The sequence below is a fragment of the Reichenbachiella carrageenanivorans genome, assembly GCF_025639805.1.
Classification (GTDB): Bacteria; Bacteroidota; Bacteroidia; order Cytophagales; family Cyclobacteriaceae; genus Reichenbachiella; species Reichenbachiella carrageenanivorans.
The window spans coordinates 870001-887199 of sequence record NZ_CP106735.1; the positions used below are offsets into that span (position 1 = coordinate 870001).

The window sequence follows — 17199 nt, forward strand, 5'->3', positions numbered from 1 at the left end:
CCCTTTCTAATGAAAGGTATGGACATCGCAGTAGAACGACTGACCCAAGCCATCGTTAATGAAGAGAAGATACTGATCTATGGCGACTATGATGTAGATGGCACAACTAGTGTCGCATTGGTTTACAACTTCCTAATGGAACTATCACCAAATGTCTTTACATATATCCCTGATCGATATACGGAAGGGTATGGTGTTTCCCGAAAAGGAATACAATGGGCTATAGACCATAACGTCAACTTACTGATTACATTAGACTGCGGCATACGTGCGGTGGAAAATATTCAATTCGCCACTAATCATAATATCAACGTTATTATCTGCGATCACCATTTGCCTGGGGACGTGCTCCCTTCTGCCATTGCGATACTCGACCCTAAGCAATCTGATTGTACTTACCCTTACGATGAATTGTCTGGCTGTGGCATCGGTTACAAACTGCTTGAGGCCTTTTCTATTCAAAATGGCATAGACCATAATAAACTGCTCAACTTACTCGATTTGGTAGCTGTGAGTATAGCATCAGACATAGTGCCTGTAACTGGAGAAAATAGACTGCTTGCTTGGTTTGGGATGAAGAAACTCAACAACTCTCCTCTGCCTGGCTTTGCTGCACTTATAGAAAAAGCAGGTATGCGAACACCTCTAAGTATCTCTGACGTGGTGTTTGGTATAGGCCCTCGAATTAATGCTGCGGGAAGAATAGGTCATGCAAAGACCGCCCTTGATCTGCTGACTCAGCCTACTAAAGAGGACGCTTATGTATTTGCTGAAAAGCTTAACTTAGAAAATCAAGAACGTCGCAACTATGACGAGAGCATTACCACTACCGCTCTGGAAATGATCAAAGAAGATGGGCAAGTAGAAAAGAACAGTACTGTACTATATAAGAAAGACTGGCATAAAGGAGTAATAGGGATTGTTGCCTCGCGATGCATCGAGCATTATTATAAACCTACTATTATAATGACTGAATCGAATGGACAAATCACTGGGTCTGCTCGGTCTGTAAACGGATTTGACATCTATCAAGCACTTGACAAGTGTAGGGGACATTTGATCCAATTTGGCGGACATAAGTATGCAGCTGGATTAACTATGACTCCAGAGAAATTGAATGACTTCAAAATAGCATTTGAACATTCCGTTTCCGAGCTGATCGAAGAAAAACAAAAAACACCAATACTAGACATTGACTTAGAGATCGATTTGGAGGACATAGATTTCAAGTTGTTTAGTGTTTTAAAACAAATGGGACCCTTTGGTCCTAAAAACATGCAGCCTACCTTTTGTAGCAGAAATGTAATTCTCAAAAAAGAGGCACGAGTATTGAAAGAGAAGCACCTTAAGCTCTTTGTCTCACAAGCTGGCACGACCAACAATTTTGATGCAATCGGTTTTGGTATGGGGCATTTTCACAATCAATTGGATACACCGTTTGACATTGTGTATACTTTAGAAGAAAATCACTACATGGGACAAACCACTTTGCAACTTATGCTAAAGGATATCAGGGTGTGAGATCAAGTAAATTGAATTATTATCGTTAAAATTGCTGAAAGCTAAAGTAAGGACATCATATGCAGTTGAGGGCAGAGAATTTAGTTAAGAAATATAAGAGTAGAACAGTCGTAAAAGGGATTTCCGTGAAGGTAGATCAAGGCGAAATCGTAGGTCTACTAGGGCCTAATGGCGCAGGCAAAACGACAAGCTTTTATATGACCGTGGGTTTGATCAAACCTAACAGTGGACACATCTACCTGGATGACCAAGACATTACTGACCTACCGATGTATAAAAGATCCAAACTCGGTATCGGGTATTTGGCACAAGAAGCTTCTGTATTCAGAAAATTAACCGTTGAGGAAAATATTCTGGCTGTATTAGAAATGAAAAATTTCACCAAGCAAGAGCAAAAAGAAAAAGCAGAAGCGCTAATGGAAGAATTCAGTTTGACTCATGTGAGAAACAACTATGGCATCGCGCTCTCTGGGGGAGAAAGACGACGAACTGAAATAGCCCGAGCGCTAGCCATCGATCCCAATTTTGTACTGCTTGATGAGCCTTTTGCAGGAGTAGACCCAATAGCAGTTGAAGAAATTCAGATGGTAGTAGCTCAGCTCAAAAACAAAAACATAGGCATCTTAATCACAGATCACAATGTGCAAGAAACCCTATCTATTACCGACCGAGCTTACCTGATGTTTGAAGGCCAACTGTTAAAATCTGGTACTGCCGAAGAACTAGCTGCTGATGAACAAGTTCGTCGCGTGTATCTAGGAAGACATTTTGAGTTGAAAAGAAAAATATAAGTCTGCGTGCCTCTTCTTAATTCCATCCTCACCTGGGTAATGAAAAAGCGAATCCATCAGATTGAGCTTTTTATGAAATATCCCCACGACGTACAAAAAGAAATATTGACACGTCTACTCCATACAGCCAAAGACACTGAGTTTGGTAAAAAGTATGATTTTAAAAACATTAAAACTTACGAGCAGTACAAGCAAACGGTGCCAGTACAAGCATACGAAGCCCTCTACCCATACATCGAACGTAGAATGAAAGGCGAACAAAAACTCATTTGGCCTTCAGATATTAAATGGTTTGCCAAGTCTTCGGGGACTACCAATGCTCGAAGTAAGTTTATCCCCGTATCCACTGAGGCGTTGGAAGATTGTCATTTCAAAGGAGGAAAAGACCTGATCTCTATCTATGTCAACAATAACCCTGACACACAAATATTCTCTGGCAAGGGACTAGCCATTGGCGGCAGTCATCAACTCAATGAACTAGACCCGTCGATGGGTTCTCATTATGGTGATGTGTCGGCTGTGATTATGCAAAACCTCCCCATCTGGGCACAATTTATCCGCACACCATCTTTGGACGTGGCACTCATGGATAAATGGGAAGAAAAAATAGAAAAAATGGCGGAGTCTACTGCCAATGAGAATGTCACCAACATCTCTGGCGTACCCACTTGGACGATTCCTCTGATCAAAAGGATAAAAGAACTAAAAGGCACAGACAACATCTTGGATGTATGGCCCAACTTGGAAGTCTTCTTTCATGGTGCGGTGGCTTTTGGGCCGTATCGTTCACTATTCAAAGAGCTGATCCCATCAGATCAGATGAAATATGTAGAAACCTATACCGCATCCGAAGGTTTTTTTGGCATTCAGGATCGATCGGATTCTGACGAGCTTTTACTTATGCTCGATTATGGTATTTTTTATGAATTTATTCCTTACGATGAAATTCATAAAGAACACCCCAACACTGTGGGGCTCGATCAAGTAGAAATCGGCAAAATCTATGCAATGGTCATTAGCACCAATGCAGGGCTGTGGAGATATAGTATAGGAGACACCATCAAGTTTACTTCGATCAATCCCTTCAGAATCAAAATCGCTGGGCGTACTAAGCATTTCATCAACGCCTTTGGCGAGGAAATGGTCGTAGAAAATGCCGAAACAGCCATTACTCACGCTTGTGATACTACAGGAGCAGTAATCGAAAACTTTACTGCAGCACCGGTGCACTTTACCGACAAAACCCGTGGTGGGCATGAATGGATCATTGAATTTCAGAAAAGTCCAGACAGTTTAGACCGATTTGCCCTGATCCTCGATGAGAAACTCAGAGAGGTAAACTCTGACTACGACGCCAAACGTTACAAGGATATCGCACTCAAAATGCCCGTTCTACATGCCGCACAACCTGGCACATTCTATGAATGGATGAAAAAAAGAGGCAAGTTAGGTGGGCAAAACAAAGTACCAAGGCTTTCTAATACTCGAGAATACTTAGACGACATTTTAAAATTGATCAACGGAGAGTAATCCAACACTACTAGTGACGTAGTCGATAAGCTGCACTAAAGATAAACTGGTGGAAGTATTCTGTATGAAACTGACAGTCGAAACCATGACCGGCCACTATCGCCCGTATGTCTTTGAGCTGGTTACTTTCTAGTTTTGTAGTTATTCTAAAAAACAAATGCATCAGACGAGACAGCACGGCATGTTGTTTTCGACTGGGTAGTATCTGAAAATCAGCAAGTAGTAAAATAGCGCTCGATTTCATCAATTTAGAAATATGACTCAAATGGTAAGTTAAGCTATGGTCGTTGAACAAATCCAAAAAATAAAAACAGCAGACACAATCGTAAGTGGCATGAGTCTCAAAGTGTTGAAACTTCTCTTCACAATAATTAATCTTCAATAGAGATCCGCTAACCACTCGCCGCTGGGCCTTTTTCATCATTTGACGAGATGGCTCTATAAAATCCACTGTCAAAGGGATTTTCAAATGATCCATAGCAACAAGTACTTGCCCAGCACCTCCCCCAAGAATCAATACACGATCCTCCGCTTTCAATAGATGTAAAAAATGTTTTTGAGAATGAAGTATTCTTCCTCCAAAGATCACATGAGCTAGCGTGTCATAAAACCAAGCGATACGATTGTAATTGTTCAAAACAGATAAATCAATCCAGGAAACAAAAAGACAACATCGCCTATCCAACGAAACCGCTCTTGCTGCTTGAACCACTCTGGGAACCAATAAATAGCAGCCAACAAACCTGACATCATTACAAAAATGTATTGTAAAACAAGTTCACTTTCCTTTGAATGAAGGAAAAAGGAAGTCACAATCAACACACCTAACACCACAATCATCCAGCGCAGATGACTCAGGGTACGTGCTGCGCCAAAATGCGTAGCCCAAGATCTGTGGCCATCCTGCGTATCGTATGCTACTTCATAATAAGAAAACAAGAGCAAATTGATCGCAGCCATCAAAACCGTCTGACTAAAAAATAAAACAAGAGAAGAATCGATATGGCTACCTAAAGAAAAAGTACCTAAATATATCCCACAAGCATATAACACGGCTATAAATATTTCTTTGGCAAAGTAAATCTTGAACAACCAAATAGAGAGAAAATACAACCCAACCAATCCCAACAAAACACAACCATAAATCAATGTGCTATGGGGAATAAAAAACAATAACCGCAAACCTAAGCCTGCGACAAGAAGGAATAGAACAAAAATGGGACGGCGATACTTTCTATGAAAAACATGGCGCTCCATACTCGGATCCCGATCTCTACTATTGCCATCTATCAAGTGATCGAGTGTGTATATGAGCCAAATACAACAGGCCAAAGCTACAGGGATACTAACGGGTAATTCTACCTGAGCCACTTTGGCCATCGAACATGTAAAAATGACTCCTCCTACCACCACATCGAGCGATAGCCAGCGTATTACAGATAATATGTGTTTGAGAAAAGTCACAATTCAATCTAAAACAAAAAAGGCTGAACTTAATAAAGCTCAGCCTTTCGATCGTATTTTATATTCCATTATCCATCACTGGCCAATGCTTCTGCACCACCCACGATTTCAAGAATTTCTTTAGTAATTGCTGCCTGACGAGTCCTGTTATAGGCCAGTTTCAAGGCTTTCAACATTTCACCTGCATTATCAGTAGCTTGATCCATCGCAGTCATACGTGCACCATGCTCAGAAGCGTTAGATTCTAAAGCGGCTTTATAAAACTGCACCTTCAATGATTTCGGAACTAACTCCTCCAACATGAATTCTTTTGATGGCTGATAAATATACTCTTGAGTAGTAAATGAAAATGTAGTAGTCTCTTCTTCTGGCTGCTCCAAAGTCGCCACTGGCAAAAATTGCTCTACCTGCAACACTTGAGTTGCTACGTTTTTGAACTCATTATATACCAATTCAACTCTGTCGTATTTTCCGTCTACAAACGACTTCATCACCTCTTCGGCTGTGCCTTTTGCCTCTTCAAAGGAAAGGTTTGAAAACAAGCCGTAATATTTGTCGATCACTTGATAATCTCTCTTAGAGAAATACTCAAACGATTTTTTACCTAAAGGCAAAATATGCAAGCCACCATCCTGCTCAACATCGGCATACTTTTCTTTGATCAAAGCCACTGTTGCTTTAAACACGTTATTGTTGAACGCGCCACAAAGTCCTCTGTCCGAAGAGATGACCACAAGAAGTACATTGTTTACTTCTCGTTCTTGACCGTAGATGTTTTCAGCATTATCGTCCATTCCCGCAGACACATTCTGCAATAGCCCAGTGAGCTTTTGCGAATAGGGTCTCATCTGAGTAATCTTGTCTTGCGCTCTTTTCAACTTGGCCGCCGCTACCATTTTCATGGCGCTAGTGATCTGTTGTGTAGAGGTGACAGACGATATTCTGTTTTTTACTTCTTTTAAATTAGCCATTGCAGCTTATTAGTTTTCAAATCTTGTAGCTACTTCTTTCGCTACTTCGCCCAATTTAGTAGTTGTATCATCGTCAAACTTGCCAGCGCCTAATGCAGACAAAATATCGGCATGCTGCGTTCTCAGTACGGTCACAAACTCTGACTGGTAAGCTCTCGCTTTATCCACAGGAACTTTATCCATAAACCCTTTAGTAGAAGCATAAATAGTAGCTACCTGCTCACCTACCGGAATAGGAGAGTACTGGGCTTGCTTCAATATTTCTTGGTTTTTCTGCCCTCTTGAGATAACAAGTCTTGTTGCATTGTCAAGATCAGAACCAAACTTAGCGAAAGCTTCAAGTTCTCTAAATTGTGCTTGATCCAATTTCAAAGTACCTGCTACCTTCTTCATTGACTTGATCTGAGCAGAACCTCCTACCCTAGACACAGAGATACCTACGTTAATCGCAGGTCTGATACCTGAGTTGAACAAGTTAGTTTCCAAGAAGATCTGACCGTCCGTAATAGAAATCACGTTAGTCGGGATATAGGCAGAAACGTCTCCCGCTTGAGTTTCGATAATTGGAAGTGCTGTCAACGACCCACCACCTTTTACTTTACCTTTCAATGACTCAGGCAAGTCATTCATATCTTGTGCTATCTCATCATTTTCGTTGACTTTAGCCGCTCTTTCTAGCAATCTTGAGTGAAGGTAGAATACATCACCAGGGTATGCTTCACGTCCTGGAGGTCTTCTCAATAGAAGAGACACTTCACGGTAAGCTACAGCTTGCTTAGACAAGTCATCATAAACTACAAGCGCAGGTCTACCCGTATCTCTGAAATACTCACCCACGGCTGCACCAGTAAATGGAGCAAAGAACTGCATAGGGGCAGGGTCAGCTGCAGATGCAGATACAATCACGGTATATGCCATTGCGCCTGCTTTTTCCAAAGCGGCATAAATACCAGCTACAGTAGATGCTTTTTGTCCTACAGCAACGTAGATACAAAATACAGGCTCTCCTTTTTCGTAAAATTCTTTTTGGTTGATAATGGTATCGATCGCTACAGCTGTCTTACCTGTCTGACGGTCACCAATGATCAATTCTCTTTGTCCTCTACCAATTGGAATCATAGAGTCAATAGATGTAATACCCGTCTGTAGCGGTTCTGCTACTGGCTGTCTGTAAATTACACCTGGTGCCTTACGCTCCAATGGCATATCGAAAAGCTCGCCAGAAACTGGGCCTTTACCATCGATAGGATTACCCAAGGTATCAATTACTCTACCGCATAAGCCGTCGCCAGCTTTAATAGAAGCAATCTGTTTAGTTCTTTTAACGGTATCACCTTCTTTCACACCAGAAGATTCTCCAAGCAATACAGCTCCTACGTTGTCTTCTTCAAGGTTCAAAACCATGGCTTTCAAGCCATTTTCAAACTCCAAAAGCTCACCTGACTGTGCCTGAGTCAAGCCATAGATTCTGGCTACGCCATCACCTACTTGTAGTACTGTACCTATTTCTTCTAATTCAGCCTCTGTTCTGAAGTTCGAGAGTTGCTCTCTCAATATCGATGAAACTTCATCTGGTCTTACATCTGCCATTACTGTAGTTAATTTTAGATCTTTTAATTTCTTTATAGCGTATCACCAGCTGGTGATTACATTTTACTCACATAGCCTTTATCTACAAACTGAAATCTTAATTCTTTCAATTTGCCGCTTACGCTATCATCTATTTGTTTATCACCTATTTTTAATACGAATCCACCAATCAACTCTGGATTGGTTTTTTCTGTGAGCACCACTTCTTGATTTGTGATTTTCTTCACAATGGCGCTTATTTCTTTTCTCACCTCTTCTGATATTGGATTCACCGTAGTGATGGTGCTTTCGACTATACCTTTGAAAAGGTTATATTGTGATTTGAATGCAGCTGCCACTTCTGGCAAATACATTTCTCTATTCTTCTTCGCTAGGATATCAAAAATGGCCATCGTCATATCATTGACCTTCCCATTAAAAACTTCCTTGAGGATAGATAGCTTCTTGTAATGAGCAATGACGGGGCTTTTCAATAGCAAAACCAAATCGCTGTTATTCTTGCATACATCTGTAAATGTATACATGTCGGCATTCACTTCATCCAAGCACTTCTTTTCTACCGCTAGTTCAAGGAGCGATTTTGCGTATCTGGAGGCTATCCTAAATTCTGACATACTAGTTTACTTTTATGTCTTTTATTAAATCTTTCACTAAAGCTTCTTGTGCTTTTTTGTCAGCCAAGCTGTTTTTCAAGACTTTTTCAGCAATGTCTAACGACAAGTTGGCCACGAGATTTTTCACGTCAGCTAGAGCGGCATTTTTTTCCGTATTGATGACGGCCTTTGCCTCTTCTATCATTTTAGCTGTGATCTTAGATGTTTCTTCTTTAGCGTCCTCCTTTATTTTGGCGGCCACTACAGCGGCATCACTGATCATTTTGTCTCTTTCAATGCGAGCCTCTTGAAGCAAGTATTCGTTGTCTTGCTTAAGCTCTTCTATTTTCTTTTTAGCATTTTCTGCAGCGTCCAAAGAATCCTGAATAAAAGACTCTCTTGTTCTCAACGCATCAGTGATTGGCTTCCATACAAATCCAGCCAAGATGCCAAATACTGCTAGGAATACTACTGTCTGCCAAAAAATAAGACCTATACCTGGGGTAACTAGTTCCACTTTATATTTTTTTAAATAATTAAAAAAGAAGACCTGGCCCTGATGCCTAATGCAAACAGAGCCGGGTCAAGAAATAAATTAATTAGTTCCGATGGACATAAATCCAATTACGGCAGCAAACAAGGCAACACCTTCAATCAAGGCTGCTGCGATAATCATTGCTGTCTGGATTTTTCCAGCTGCTTCAGGTTGTCTAGCGATACTTTCAGTTGCTGATTTACCGATCATTCCGATACCAAGACCTGCTCCTAGTACTGCTAATCCTGCTCCTATTGCTCCCATTACAGTTTAATTTATATGGTTAAAAAAAATAATTTCTTAATGATGCTCTTCTACGGCCTGTCCAAAATACATGGACGACAGCAAAGTAAATACATAAGCTTGTAACAAGGCTACAAACAGCTCCAGCATGTTCATCACTGTAGCAAAAGCTGTAGCGCCCACTCCCACGACCACACTCTGTGCGATAAAGGTCAAGCTAAGAATACTCAATATAATAATATGACCTGCTGTGATATTCGCAAACAAACGAACCATCAACGAGAAAGGCTTAGTAAATATTCCAATGATTTCGATTGGCCAAAGGATCAAATACAAAAGGATTTTAGCTACCCAAGGCATGCTATTCCCTAATGGATCCAAGATATGTAGCCAGTATGTTTTTCTCCCTGAAGCTAGCGTGATCACCAAAGTAGCTAAAGAAAGCATCAAGGTCACTGCGATGTTTCCCGTCAAGTTGGCAGCAGCTGGCAATAGGCCAAGCAGGTTGCCAAACCAGATGAAGAAAAACAAGGTAAGTAGGTAAGGCAAATATTTTTCATATTTAGGGCCAATGTTTGGCTTTACGATTTCGTCTCTTACATAAATAATGATAGGCTCAAAGAAAGACTGAATTCCTTTCGGTGCACGTTTTGCGTTCTTCTTATAGCCTCTGGCTACTGCCATGAATATCAGAATCATTACTGTCGCATTTATGAAAAGAAAGAGTACATTTTTCGTAATAGAAAAGTCGTACACATGTGCGCCATTTTCTAGTGCAATATGTTCGTGCTCCAACACGTAGCCGTTATAGGGCACTATCTGATGATCTTCGGTATAGAAATTTGCCGAAGAGAAAATATCCAACCCTTTTTCTGCTGAATATAAAATAACAGGAAGGGGCACTGTAAAGCCGTGAAAAATCTCCCATGAATGGGCATCCATGATGTGATGATTGATCATCGCACTTGGGTCAAATTTCTCTCCCTCTTTCGTTTCTCCTGCAAAAGTTGCCTGTGATAAAAACAGACCGAAAACCGTAAATAAAATGCTGATTTTCAGATGCTTAATTGATGCCATAATTCGACCGTTAATCATGTATTTTGATCTTGACTTGAATTTCGTCGCAAGTTAGACAATAAGGCTATGATTTCAAACACTACGTAGATTAAATAGACGACCATGAAATTTAGCACAAACAATTTAGCGTTGTCTGGGTGCTTCATGAGCCATACGAGCAAGGTGAATAACGTAACTACAAACCGTAAACCTAGGCCAACTAAAGGCAACATAGAGGTATCTATATTGGGGACTTTAGTCGCCAAAAGATAGGAGAAATGGATGCTAGTGTAAAGGAACCACAGAAAACCCAGTATTTGATAAATCGCTGGGTGCATAAATGAGAGCTCAAGTACTTCTAAAAAGAAGTAGCTTATTAAAATTAAAATCCCTGTAAAGACAGAGATTTTAGACAATTCTTTCATGAATTAATTTTTTGGCAACTTTCGAAATAAATTGAGCAATGCTCCTGCGATACCCAACAAAATGCCAACAAGTGTAAGTATAGATTCAAATTGAAAATACTTGTCCAACTGACTGCCAAGCCAATAGCCAATCAAGACAAAAGCCAGCATCTCAAATGCCACTCCTGAAAACTGCAGGAATGATAAAGGCTCGCTGTCTTTTTTATTCGGCTTTGAGGAGTTTTGACTTTCCTTCGGTTGCTTCTCCAATTTGGATTTCTTTTATGGTTACCCCCATTTTACATCCGCCATTGAAGGTCGCACCAGACTCTACAATGAGCTTGTTGGTGATGATGTCTCCGTTGATCACAGCCGACGGCTTGAGGATCAACAGTTCGGATACCTCTACCTTACCAGTCACATGACCAGCGATTTCGGCGTTTTGTGCGATCAAGTTGCCTTCGATATGACAGGAATGCCCACAGGCTGCTTTCGACTTGGTTTTCACATTTCCTACGATCTTTCCTTCGATTCGGATGTTTCCATAGGTCTCGATGTCTCCAGTAAGAAGGGCTCCCTTGCCTATAATATTACTAGAATTGCTAAGTTCTTCCACTTCTTTGATTTCTTGCTTATTATTAAACATAAGTACAGGTGTTTATTAAAATCTAATCAATTCCTCTGGGTTAATGGGATTGCCATTGTACCACAGTTCAAAATGCAAATGCGGGCCAGAGGTTAGTTCACCAGTGTTTCCAATGATGGATATCACTTCTCCCGTGGTTACAAAATTACCTACGTTTTTCAACAAATCCGAATTGTGCTTATACATAGACAATAGATTGCCTCTATGCTGAATTGCAATCACATATCCACTGTCCTGTGTCCACGATGAAAAAACCACGGTGCCGTCTGCCACAGATTTGACTGGCTCATCTTGTTTGGCTACTATGTCAATAGCAAAATGATCGATCTGCGGATCAAAGTGCTCCGACACAATACCGTCCACAGGTTTGAATAGAAAAAAATCTTGTAACTCATCAGAGAGTCTATTGTCCGTGAGTTGAAACTCTAACCCTCCTTTTTCAAACTCTTCGCGAAACTGAGAGTCGATAGGCTGAAGAGTTTGCGTACTAACAATATCCGTCACCTCATTTCTTTCTAATGTGGCGGAAGTCTCCTCTTCTTCACTCCCATTTACTTCGCCAGACATCACTGCTTTTATATTATTGATGAAATCATCCTTTTTCTTTACTTCATACTGTAAAGAATCTACTCGCGTGGCCAATTCCATCACTTCTTTGGTGGCTTTGAGCTCTGCAAACCGAGGATCGAACCAAGCTTCGAGTAGGGAAGTAGAGAGATAAAAGCTAAGTCCAAAAAATCCAAAGAAAGAAAGCATCAAGACAAGAATGATCTTGGAATAAGTGAAACTATACGTGGATTTTTCTGCGAAATTTTCTTCATTACGAACAATGAGTAAGTATTTCGTTGTCAGTCGATTTGATAAAGTTCTTTTTTGTTCCAAGGAAATTGCTTCTGATTTGCGGTAAAAATATATATTAATACATATTTACTAAGCCAATATTGTATTAATTGCATTTCAATTGGCGTTTATTCGAAAACATTGAATTTGATTCCTCGAAGTATAAAATTGTTGCTCGGCTTTGCCGTTATTTTAAGTTCCTGTGCTCCGGAAAAAAATAACGTAATGAGCAACTCTTATCACAACATGACCGCTCATTATAATGCCTATTTTATAGCAAAAGAGCACATTACCACCATCGAACAAACCATCGAGGATCAGTACGATTGGAATTATAACCTGATACTACCTGTTTTCCCTCAATTTGATTCTGTATCTGCCAGCGCCTTTACTCCTCAGATAGAAGACTGTATAGAAAAAGCTTCGCTAGCCATACAGCGACACAAAGGCTCCAAATGGGAAGACGACTCCTATGTGCTGGTGGGCAAGGCCAGGTTCTACAGTTTGGATTATCAAAATGCAGTAGAAACCTTCAAATATGTAAACACAAAAGGCAAAGACGACAATGCCAAACATGAAGCTTTAGTCGCACTCATGCGAACCTTTATCGAATACAACGAGAGCAACAATGCGATTGCGGTCTCGGATTATTTGAAAAAAGAAAAGCTCAACAGAACAAACCTCAAAGACCTGTACCTTACTCGTGGCTATCTCTACCAGCGAGCAGGAGACTACAACAATATGGTACAAAACCTGATTCAGGCCGAGGCATTAATTACTAATTTCAAAGAAAGAGCTCGAATCAACTTCATTATAGGACAGGTGTACCAAACGCTAGGTTTCGATGGCGAGGCTTATCTGTTTTATAAACAAACCCTAAAAAACAACCCTCCATACGAACTGTCATTTTATACTAAGCTCAACATGGCTCAAGTGACCCAGTTGGCCAAAACTAATGACGCGAAGAAAGTCCGGAAATACTTCAGAAAGTTGCTAAAAGATAGAAAAAACGAAGAATTCAAAGACAAGATCTACTATGAAATGGCCAAGTTCGAAGTCAGACATGGTCACTTAGATCAGGGTATCTCCTATTACAATTCATCCGTACGCTCTAGTGTAAATAACAATCGACAAAAAGCACACAGTTACTTGAGCTTAGGCAAAATCTACTACGACAGCCTGGCCAAATATAAGCTGGCTAAACTTTACTACGACAGTACATTGAGCGTACTGCCCAAGGACGAATTGGAATATGCTGAGATCGAAGCACGACAAAAAATCTTAGAAAATTTTGTAACACAATACACCATCATCCAAGTCAATGACAGTTTGTTGAACCTGACCAAATTGCCACCAGATTCTCTGGATCGATTCCTAAATGCCTATATCGCACAAGAAGAAGAAGCCGAAATGAAGCGGCGCGAAGAGGAGAAAAAAAGAAAACGAAATGAAGCTCGACTGGCTGCAAACAGCTCCAGTTCATTCACCCAAAACACTGGAAATATTGGGGGCAACAACTTCCAAGGCACCACTTGGTATTTTTACAACCCCTCGGCTGTGTCGAGAGGACGCTCCGATTTTAAGCGCCTATGGGGAGATCGTGCCCTCGAAGACAATTGGCGTCGATCCAACAGCGCAGCCGCCATTGAGATCGATGATGAAGGAGGTGCCGGGCCAGATGGCAAACCACTACCAGACGATAAAGAAGGCACAAAAGATAAAGAAGAAGCTTTCAAAATAGACAAAGCAGAGCTGATAGCTACCCTCCCACAGACAGAAGAAGACAAACAGCAATTACTCAATGAAATAGAAGAAGCATCCTATCAACTGGGTAATATCTACAATTTTGATTTGGACGAAAAACACAACTCAGCAGAAACTTTCGAAAATCTCTTTAATCGTTTCCCTCAATCCGAATACCGCCACGAAGTGATGTATCTATTATACATCATTTTCAATGAAATGGATAACATACCTAAATCCGACTATTACAAAAACCTATTGCTCGAAGAAGCACCAGAAAGCATCTATGCAAAAATCATCATCAACCCTAACTACCGTGCCGAGTCACAAGCCGCTAGCGAAAAGCTCAAAAAGGTATACGCTCAGGCTTACGCCCAATATCAAACTGGCGACTATAAGCAAGCAATGGCACTGATCAATGATGGGCTGCGCGAGTATCCAGACAACGACTTCGTGGATAATATAGCCCTACTGAAAATATTGGTACAAGGCAAGTCTGAATCAATTTACAAGTACCAATACGAACTCAATAATTTCATCAAAACATATACAGAAAGTGAGCTGATTCCGTATGCAGATTCGCTAGTGAAAGCTTCCGAACAGTACCAAATAAACTTGGTCAATAGTACTCGAGCCAAATTCATTCCTCGATTGGACAAACCACATTTTTTTATTTTCGTCTATGAAACAGATCAACAATTGTCCGATGCACTCCCACAATATTTCAAAACATTGATACCCGAAGAAAGCTCATTGAAAATAGGCAACTTACTCCTAGATGAAAAGCATTCGATCATCCTGATCTCTGAATTTGCAGACAAGGCTTCCGCCATCGCTTTCAACGAAAAAGTAGAAACCGAAAAGCCATCCGAAAAAATCAATAAGAGTGGCAAATTCTCTAATTTCGTAATTACAAAAGACAATTTTAATATCCTTTATCAAACGAGGGAATTAGATACTTACCTTAAGTTTTATAGGAAAAACTACCAGCAATGAATAAATACAAGAAGCTAATCGCACTAGTCTGGATCTTGCTAGCCACAGGTGTACTGGCCATTTTCCTCATGTTTTATTCAATCAAAATCGATGCATTCGGTTTGTACGGGCCACTCCCAAGCACCAAGTCTCTCGAAAAACCTGACCCAGACCTTTCTTCAGAATTATTTTCTGCAGATGGCGTGTCACTTGGCAAGTATTTCCGACACAACCGAACAGAGGTTGCTTACAATGAGCTTTCACAAGAACTCATCGATGCTTTGCTTGTCACAGAAGACGTACGCTTCACCCAACATTCTGGCATTGACCTCAGAGGCTTAGGCAGAGTCTTGTTTCAAACCATCCTAATGGGCAACAAAAATGCAGGAGGAGGCAGTACCCTCACTCAACAAGTCGCCAAAAACCTATTTAAAACTAGAGACCTTGGAGGCAAACTAAGCGATGTCCCTGGTTTAGGGATTTTTATTATTAAAATGAAAGAATGGATTGTTTCCATTCAACTAGAAAGTTCTTATACCAAAGAGGAGATTTTGGCCATGTACCTCAATACCATCGAATATGGCAACAACACCTATGGCATCAAAGTAGCTGCTCAGACTTACTTTAATAAGTTACCCAGCGAATTGAACTATAAAGAATCTGCGATATTAGTTGGTCTTATCAACAAGCCCACACGATACAACCCGATCCGAAATCCAGAATTTGCAATGGAAAAAAGGACTGAGATTTTGTATAACCTATACAAGTACAACAAAATAGATGAAGCATCTTATGACACACTTAAAGTTTCGGACTTCGGTTTGCAATACAAAGTACAAGATCAAAACGAAGGACTAGCTACCTACTTCAGAACCGTAATGCGCAATTTTCTCATGGGTTGGTCTAAGACTCACGGCTATGATCTCTTTGCTGATGGTTTAAAAATATATACAACCATAGATAGCCGCATGCAACTCTATGCGGAGCAGGCGGTGGCTGAAGAAATGGATGAACTACAAAGCGTCTTTATCGACCACCTAAATGGTGATGATCCTTGGATCGACGAAGATGGAAATATCATGTTAGACTTTGTAGACAAGGCAATCAAACGCACACCAACCTACAGAGATCTTGTTAACAAATACGGTAAAAAGTCAGACTCTGTCGATTACTGGTTGAATTACCCAAGAGATATGTCTGTATTTAGCTGGAAAGGAGAAATCGACACTACCTTTAGTTTGATAGACTCATTGAAATATTACAAACATTTTCTTCAAGCTGGCTTCATGGCCATGGATCCTCAAACAGGCCACATCAAAGCTTGGGTTGGTGGTATAGATCATAAATATTTCAAATATGATCACGTAAAACAAGGCAAGCGTCAACCTGGATCTACATTCAAACCATTTGTATATGCCGCTGCGATAGACCTAGGTTACTCCCCCTGTTATACTGCAGTAGATGCACCAGTTACTTGGATGCTAGACGATCCTGAAAAACCCACTTGGACACCTCAAAATGCAAATGGTAAATTTACTGGGGAAACCATGACCATCAGAAGAGCCATGGCCGCATCTGTAAACTCTGTAACGGCTCGTATCATGCAAAAAATCACGCCAAGAGCCGCAGTAGACATGGCACACACCTGCGGAATAGAAAGTGACCTGCCAGCAGTTCCAGCCCTATGCCTAGGCATCGGCGAAGTCTCGCTATATGAATTAGTAGGTGCCTATTCCACTTTTGCCAATCAAGGCGTATGGACACAGCCATTTTTCATTACTCGCATCGAGGATAAAAATGGAGTTGTTATTCAAGATTTTATTCCAAAAAGAAGAGAAGCTCTTAGCGAAAAAACGGCCTACTTGATGATACATATGCTAAAAGGTGCCATGGAAGAAAGAGGAGGCTCTGCCCATGCTTTAGATTACCGTTTAAAACAAAACAACGAAATAGGAGCTAAAACAGGAACTACTCAAAATGCTTCTGACGGCTGGTATATGGGGGTAACTCATGACTTGGTAGCAGGTGCATGGGTCGGAGGCGACGACCGCAGCATTCACTTCAAACACTGGGCACTAGGTCAAGGTGGGAAAACTGCGCGACCTATCTGGGAAAATTTTATGCTTAAAGTATACAACGACCCAAGGACAGGTGTAGAAAAGGGTTTCTTCAAAAAACCTAGCTCACCACTTGGCGTAGAGCTTGATTGCGATCTTTATGAAGGAGGCTCAGAACAAGTAGATTCATTAAGTTTGGATCTGGGATTTGACGATTTAGACCTTTAATCCTTCCCTGTT

At 40.8% G+C, this 17199-nt stretch carries 17 protein-coding genes (1 of these 17 only partly in view); 5 read left to right on the top strand and 12 right to left on the bottom strand.

Annotated elements, in window-relative coordinates; translation table 11 throughout:
• The 3 genes in view from recJ to N7E81_RS03355 are tightly spaced (at most 59 nt apart) and all read left to right on the top strand, a layout consistent with a single transcriptional unit that may run on beyond the window.
• On the top strand, nucleotides 1–1521 hold the 3' portion of the coding sequence (recJ, locus tag N7E81_RS03345) for a single-stranded-DNA-specific exonuclease RecJ (RefSeq protein WP_263051865.1). It extends 171 nt beyond the left edge of the window; only the last 1521 of its 1692 coding nucleotides appear in the window; its start codon lies beyond the left edge, outside the window; the stop codon is at nucleotides 1519–1521.
• Nucleotides 1522–1580: 59 nt separating this feature from the next.
• Nucleotides 1581–2312, top strand: a complete 732-nt coding sequence (lptB, locus tag N7E81_RS03350; protein ID WP_263051866.1) for an LPS export ABC transporter ATP-binding protein — start codon at nucleotides 1581–1583, stop codon at nucleotides 2310–2312.
• A gap of 39 nt (nucleotides 2313–2351) precedes the next feature.
• The gene (locus N7E81_RS03355; RefSeq protein ID WP_263051867.1) at nucleotides 2352–3842 is read left to right on the top strand and encodes a GH3 auxin-responsive promoter family protein; all 1491 of its coding nucleotides are present in this window, start codon (nucleotides 2352–2354) and stop codon (nucleotides 3840–3842) included.
• Between the two features lie 10 nt (nucleotides 3843–3852).
• On the opposite strand, the gene N7E81_RS03360 is transcribed toward N7E81_RS03355, so the two are convergent.
• The 12 genes from N7E81_RS03360 to N7E81_RS03410 form a co-directional block, all read right to left on the bottom strand.
• Nucleotides 3853–4479, bottom strand: a complete 627-nt coding sequence (locus N7E81_RS03360; protein WP_263051868.1) for a class I SAM-dependent methyltransferase — start codon at nucleotides 4477–4479, stop codon at nucleotides 3853–3855.
• Nucleotides 4476–5306 carry a UbiA family prenyltransferase gene (locus N7E81_RS03365; RefSeq protein ID WP_263051869.1) on the bottom strand — a complete coding sequence of 277 codons (831 nt, stop codon included), beginning with the start codon at nucleotides 5304–5306 and terminating at the stop codon, nucleotides 4476–4478. The genes N7E81_RS03360 and N7E81_RS03365 overlap by 4 nt, the downstream gene beginning before the upstream one ends.
• Nucleotides 5307–5374: 68 nt before the next feature.
• Nucleotides 5375–6277 (bottom strand): ATP synthase F1 subunit gamma, encoded by a 903-nt coding sequence (gene atpG, locus N7E81_RS03370; RefSeq protein WP_263051870.1) that lies wholly within the window; start codon nucleotides 6275–6277, stop codon nucleotides 5375–5377.
• A gap of 9 nt (nucleotides 6278–6286) precedes the next feature.
• Nucleotides 6287–7867: a F0F1 ATP synthase subunit alpha gene (atpA, locus tag N7E81_RS03375; RefSeq protein ID WP_263051871.1), complete on the bottom strand. Its 1581-nt coding sequence runs from the start codon at nucleotides 7865–7867 to the stop codon at nucleotides 6287–6289.
• A 56-nt stretch (nucleotides 7868–7923) separates the two neighbouring features.
• Nucleotides 7924–8481: an ATP synthase F1 subunit delta gene (gene atpH, locus N7E81_RS03380; RefSeq protein WP_263051872.1), complete on the bottom strand. Its 558-nt coding sequence runs from the start codon at nucleotides 8479–8481 to the stop codon at nucleotides 7924–7926.
• 1 nt (nucleotide 8482) lies between these two features.
• On the bottom strand, nucleotides 8483–8977 hold the full coding sequence (gene atpF, locus N7E81_RS03385; RefSeq protein WP_263051873.1) for a F0F1 ATP synthase subunit B: 495 nt from the start codon (nucleotides 8975–8977) through the stop codon (nucleotides 8483–8485).
• A gap of 78 nt (nucleotides 8978–9055) precedes the next feature.
• The gene (atpE, locus tag N7E81_RS03390) at nucleotides 9056–9259 is read right to left on the bottom strand and encodes an ATP synthase F0 subunit C (protein WP_263051874.1); all 204 of its coding nucleotides are present in this window, start codon (nucleotides 9257–9259) and stop codon (nucleotides 9056–9058) included.
• A 36-nt stretch (nucleotides 9260–9295) separates the two neighbouring features.
• A complete protein-coding gene (gene atpB / locus N7E81_RS03395; RefSeq protein ID WP_263051875.1) occupies nucleotides 9296–10315 on the bottom strand; it encodes a F0F1 ATP synthase subunit A in 1020 nt (339 codons plus the stop codon).
• Between the two features lie 14 nt (nucleotides 10316–10329).
• Nucleotides 10330–10719, bottom strand: coding sequence for a hypothetical protein (locus N7E81_RS03400; RefSeq protein WP_263051876.1), 390 nt, complete (start codon nucleotides 10717–10719; stop codon nucleotides 10330–10332).
• Nucleotides 10720–10722: 3 nt separating this feature from the next.
• A complete protein-coding gene (locus N7E81_RS19465; protein ID WP_407692706.1) occupies nucleotides 10723–10968 on the bottom strand; it encodes an AtpZ/AtpI family protein in 246 nt (81 codons plus the stop codon).
• Nucleotides 10922–11344 (bottom strand): bactofilin family protein, encoded by a 423-nt coding sequence (locus N7E81_RS03405; protein WP_263051877.1) that lies wholly within the window; start codon nucleotides 11342–11344, stop codon nucleotides 10922–10924. Before N7E81_RS03405 ends, N7E81_RS19465 begins: the two co-directional genes overlap by 47 nt.
• 15 nt (nucleotides 11345–11359) lie before the next feature.
• Entirely contained in the window at nucleotides 11360–12226 is an 867-nt protein-coding gene (locus tag N7E81_RS03410) for a M23 family metallopeptidase (RefSeq protein ID WP_263051878.1), read from the bottom strand.
• 129 nt (nucleotides 12227–12355) lie between these two features.
• On the opposite strand from N7E81_RS03410, the gene porW reads away from it, so the two are divergent.
• Both porW and N7E81_RS03420 read left to right on the top strand, forming a co-directional pair.
• On the top strand, nucleotides 12356–14923 hold the full coding sequence (gene porW / locus N7E81_RS03415) for a type IX secretion system periplasmic lipoprotein PorW/SprE (protein WP_456101576.1): 2568 nt from the start codon (nucleotides 12356–12358) through the stop codon (nucleotides 14921–14923).
• Entirely contained in the window at nucleotides 14920–17187 is a 2268-nt protein-coding gene (locus N7E81_RS03420) for a transglycosylase domain-containing protein (protein ID WP_263051880.1), read from the top strand. The genes porW and N7E81_RS03420 overlap by 4 nt, the downstream gene beginning before the upstream one ends.
• The last annotated feature ends 12 nt before the right edge of the window (nucleotides 17188–17199 follow it).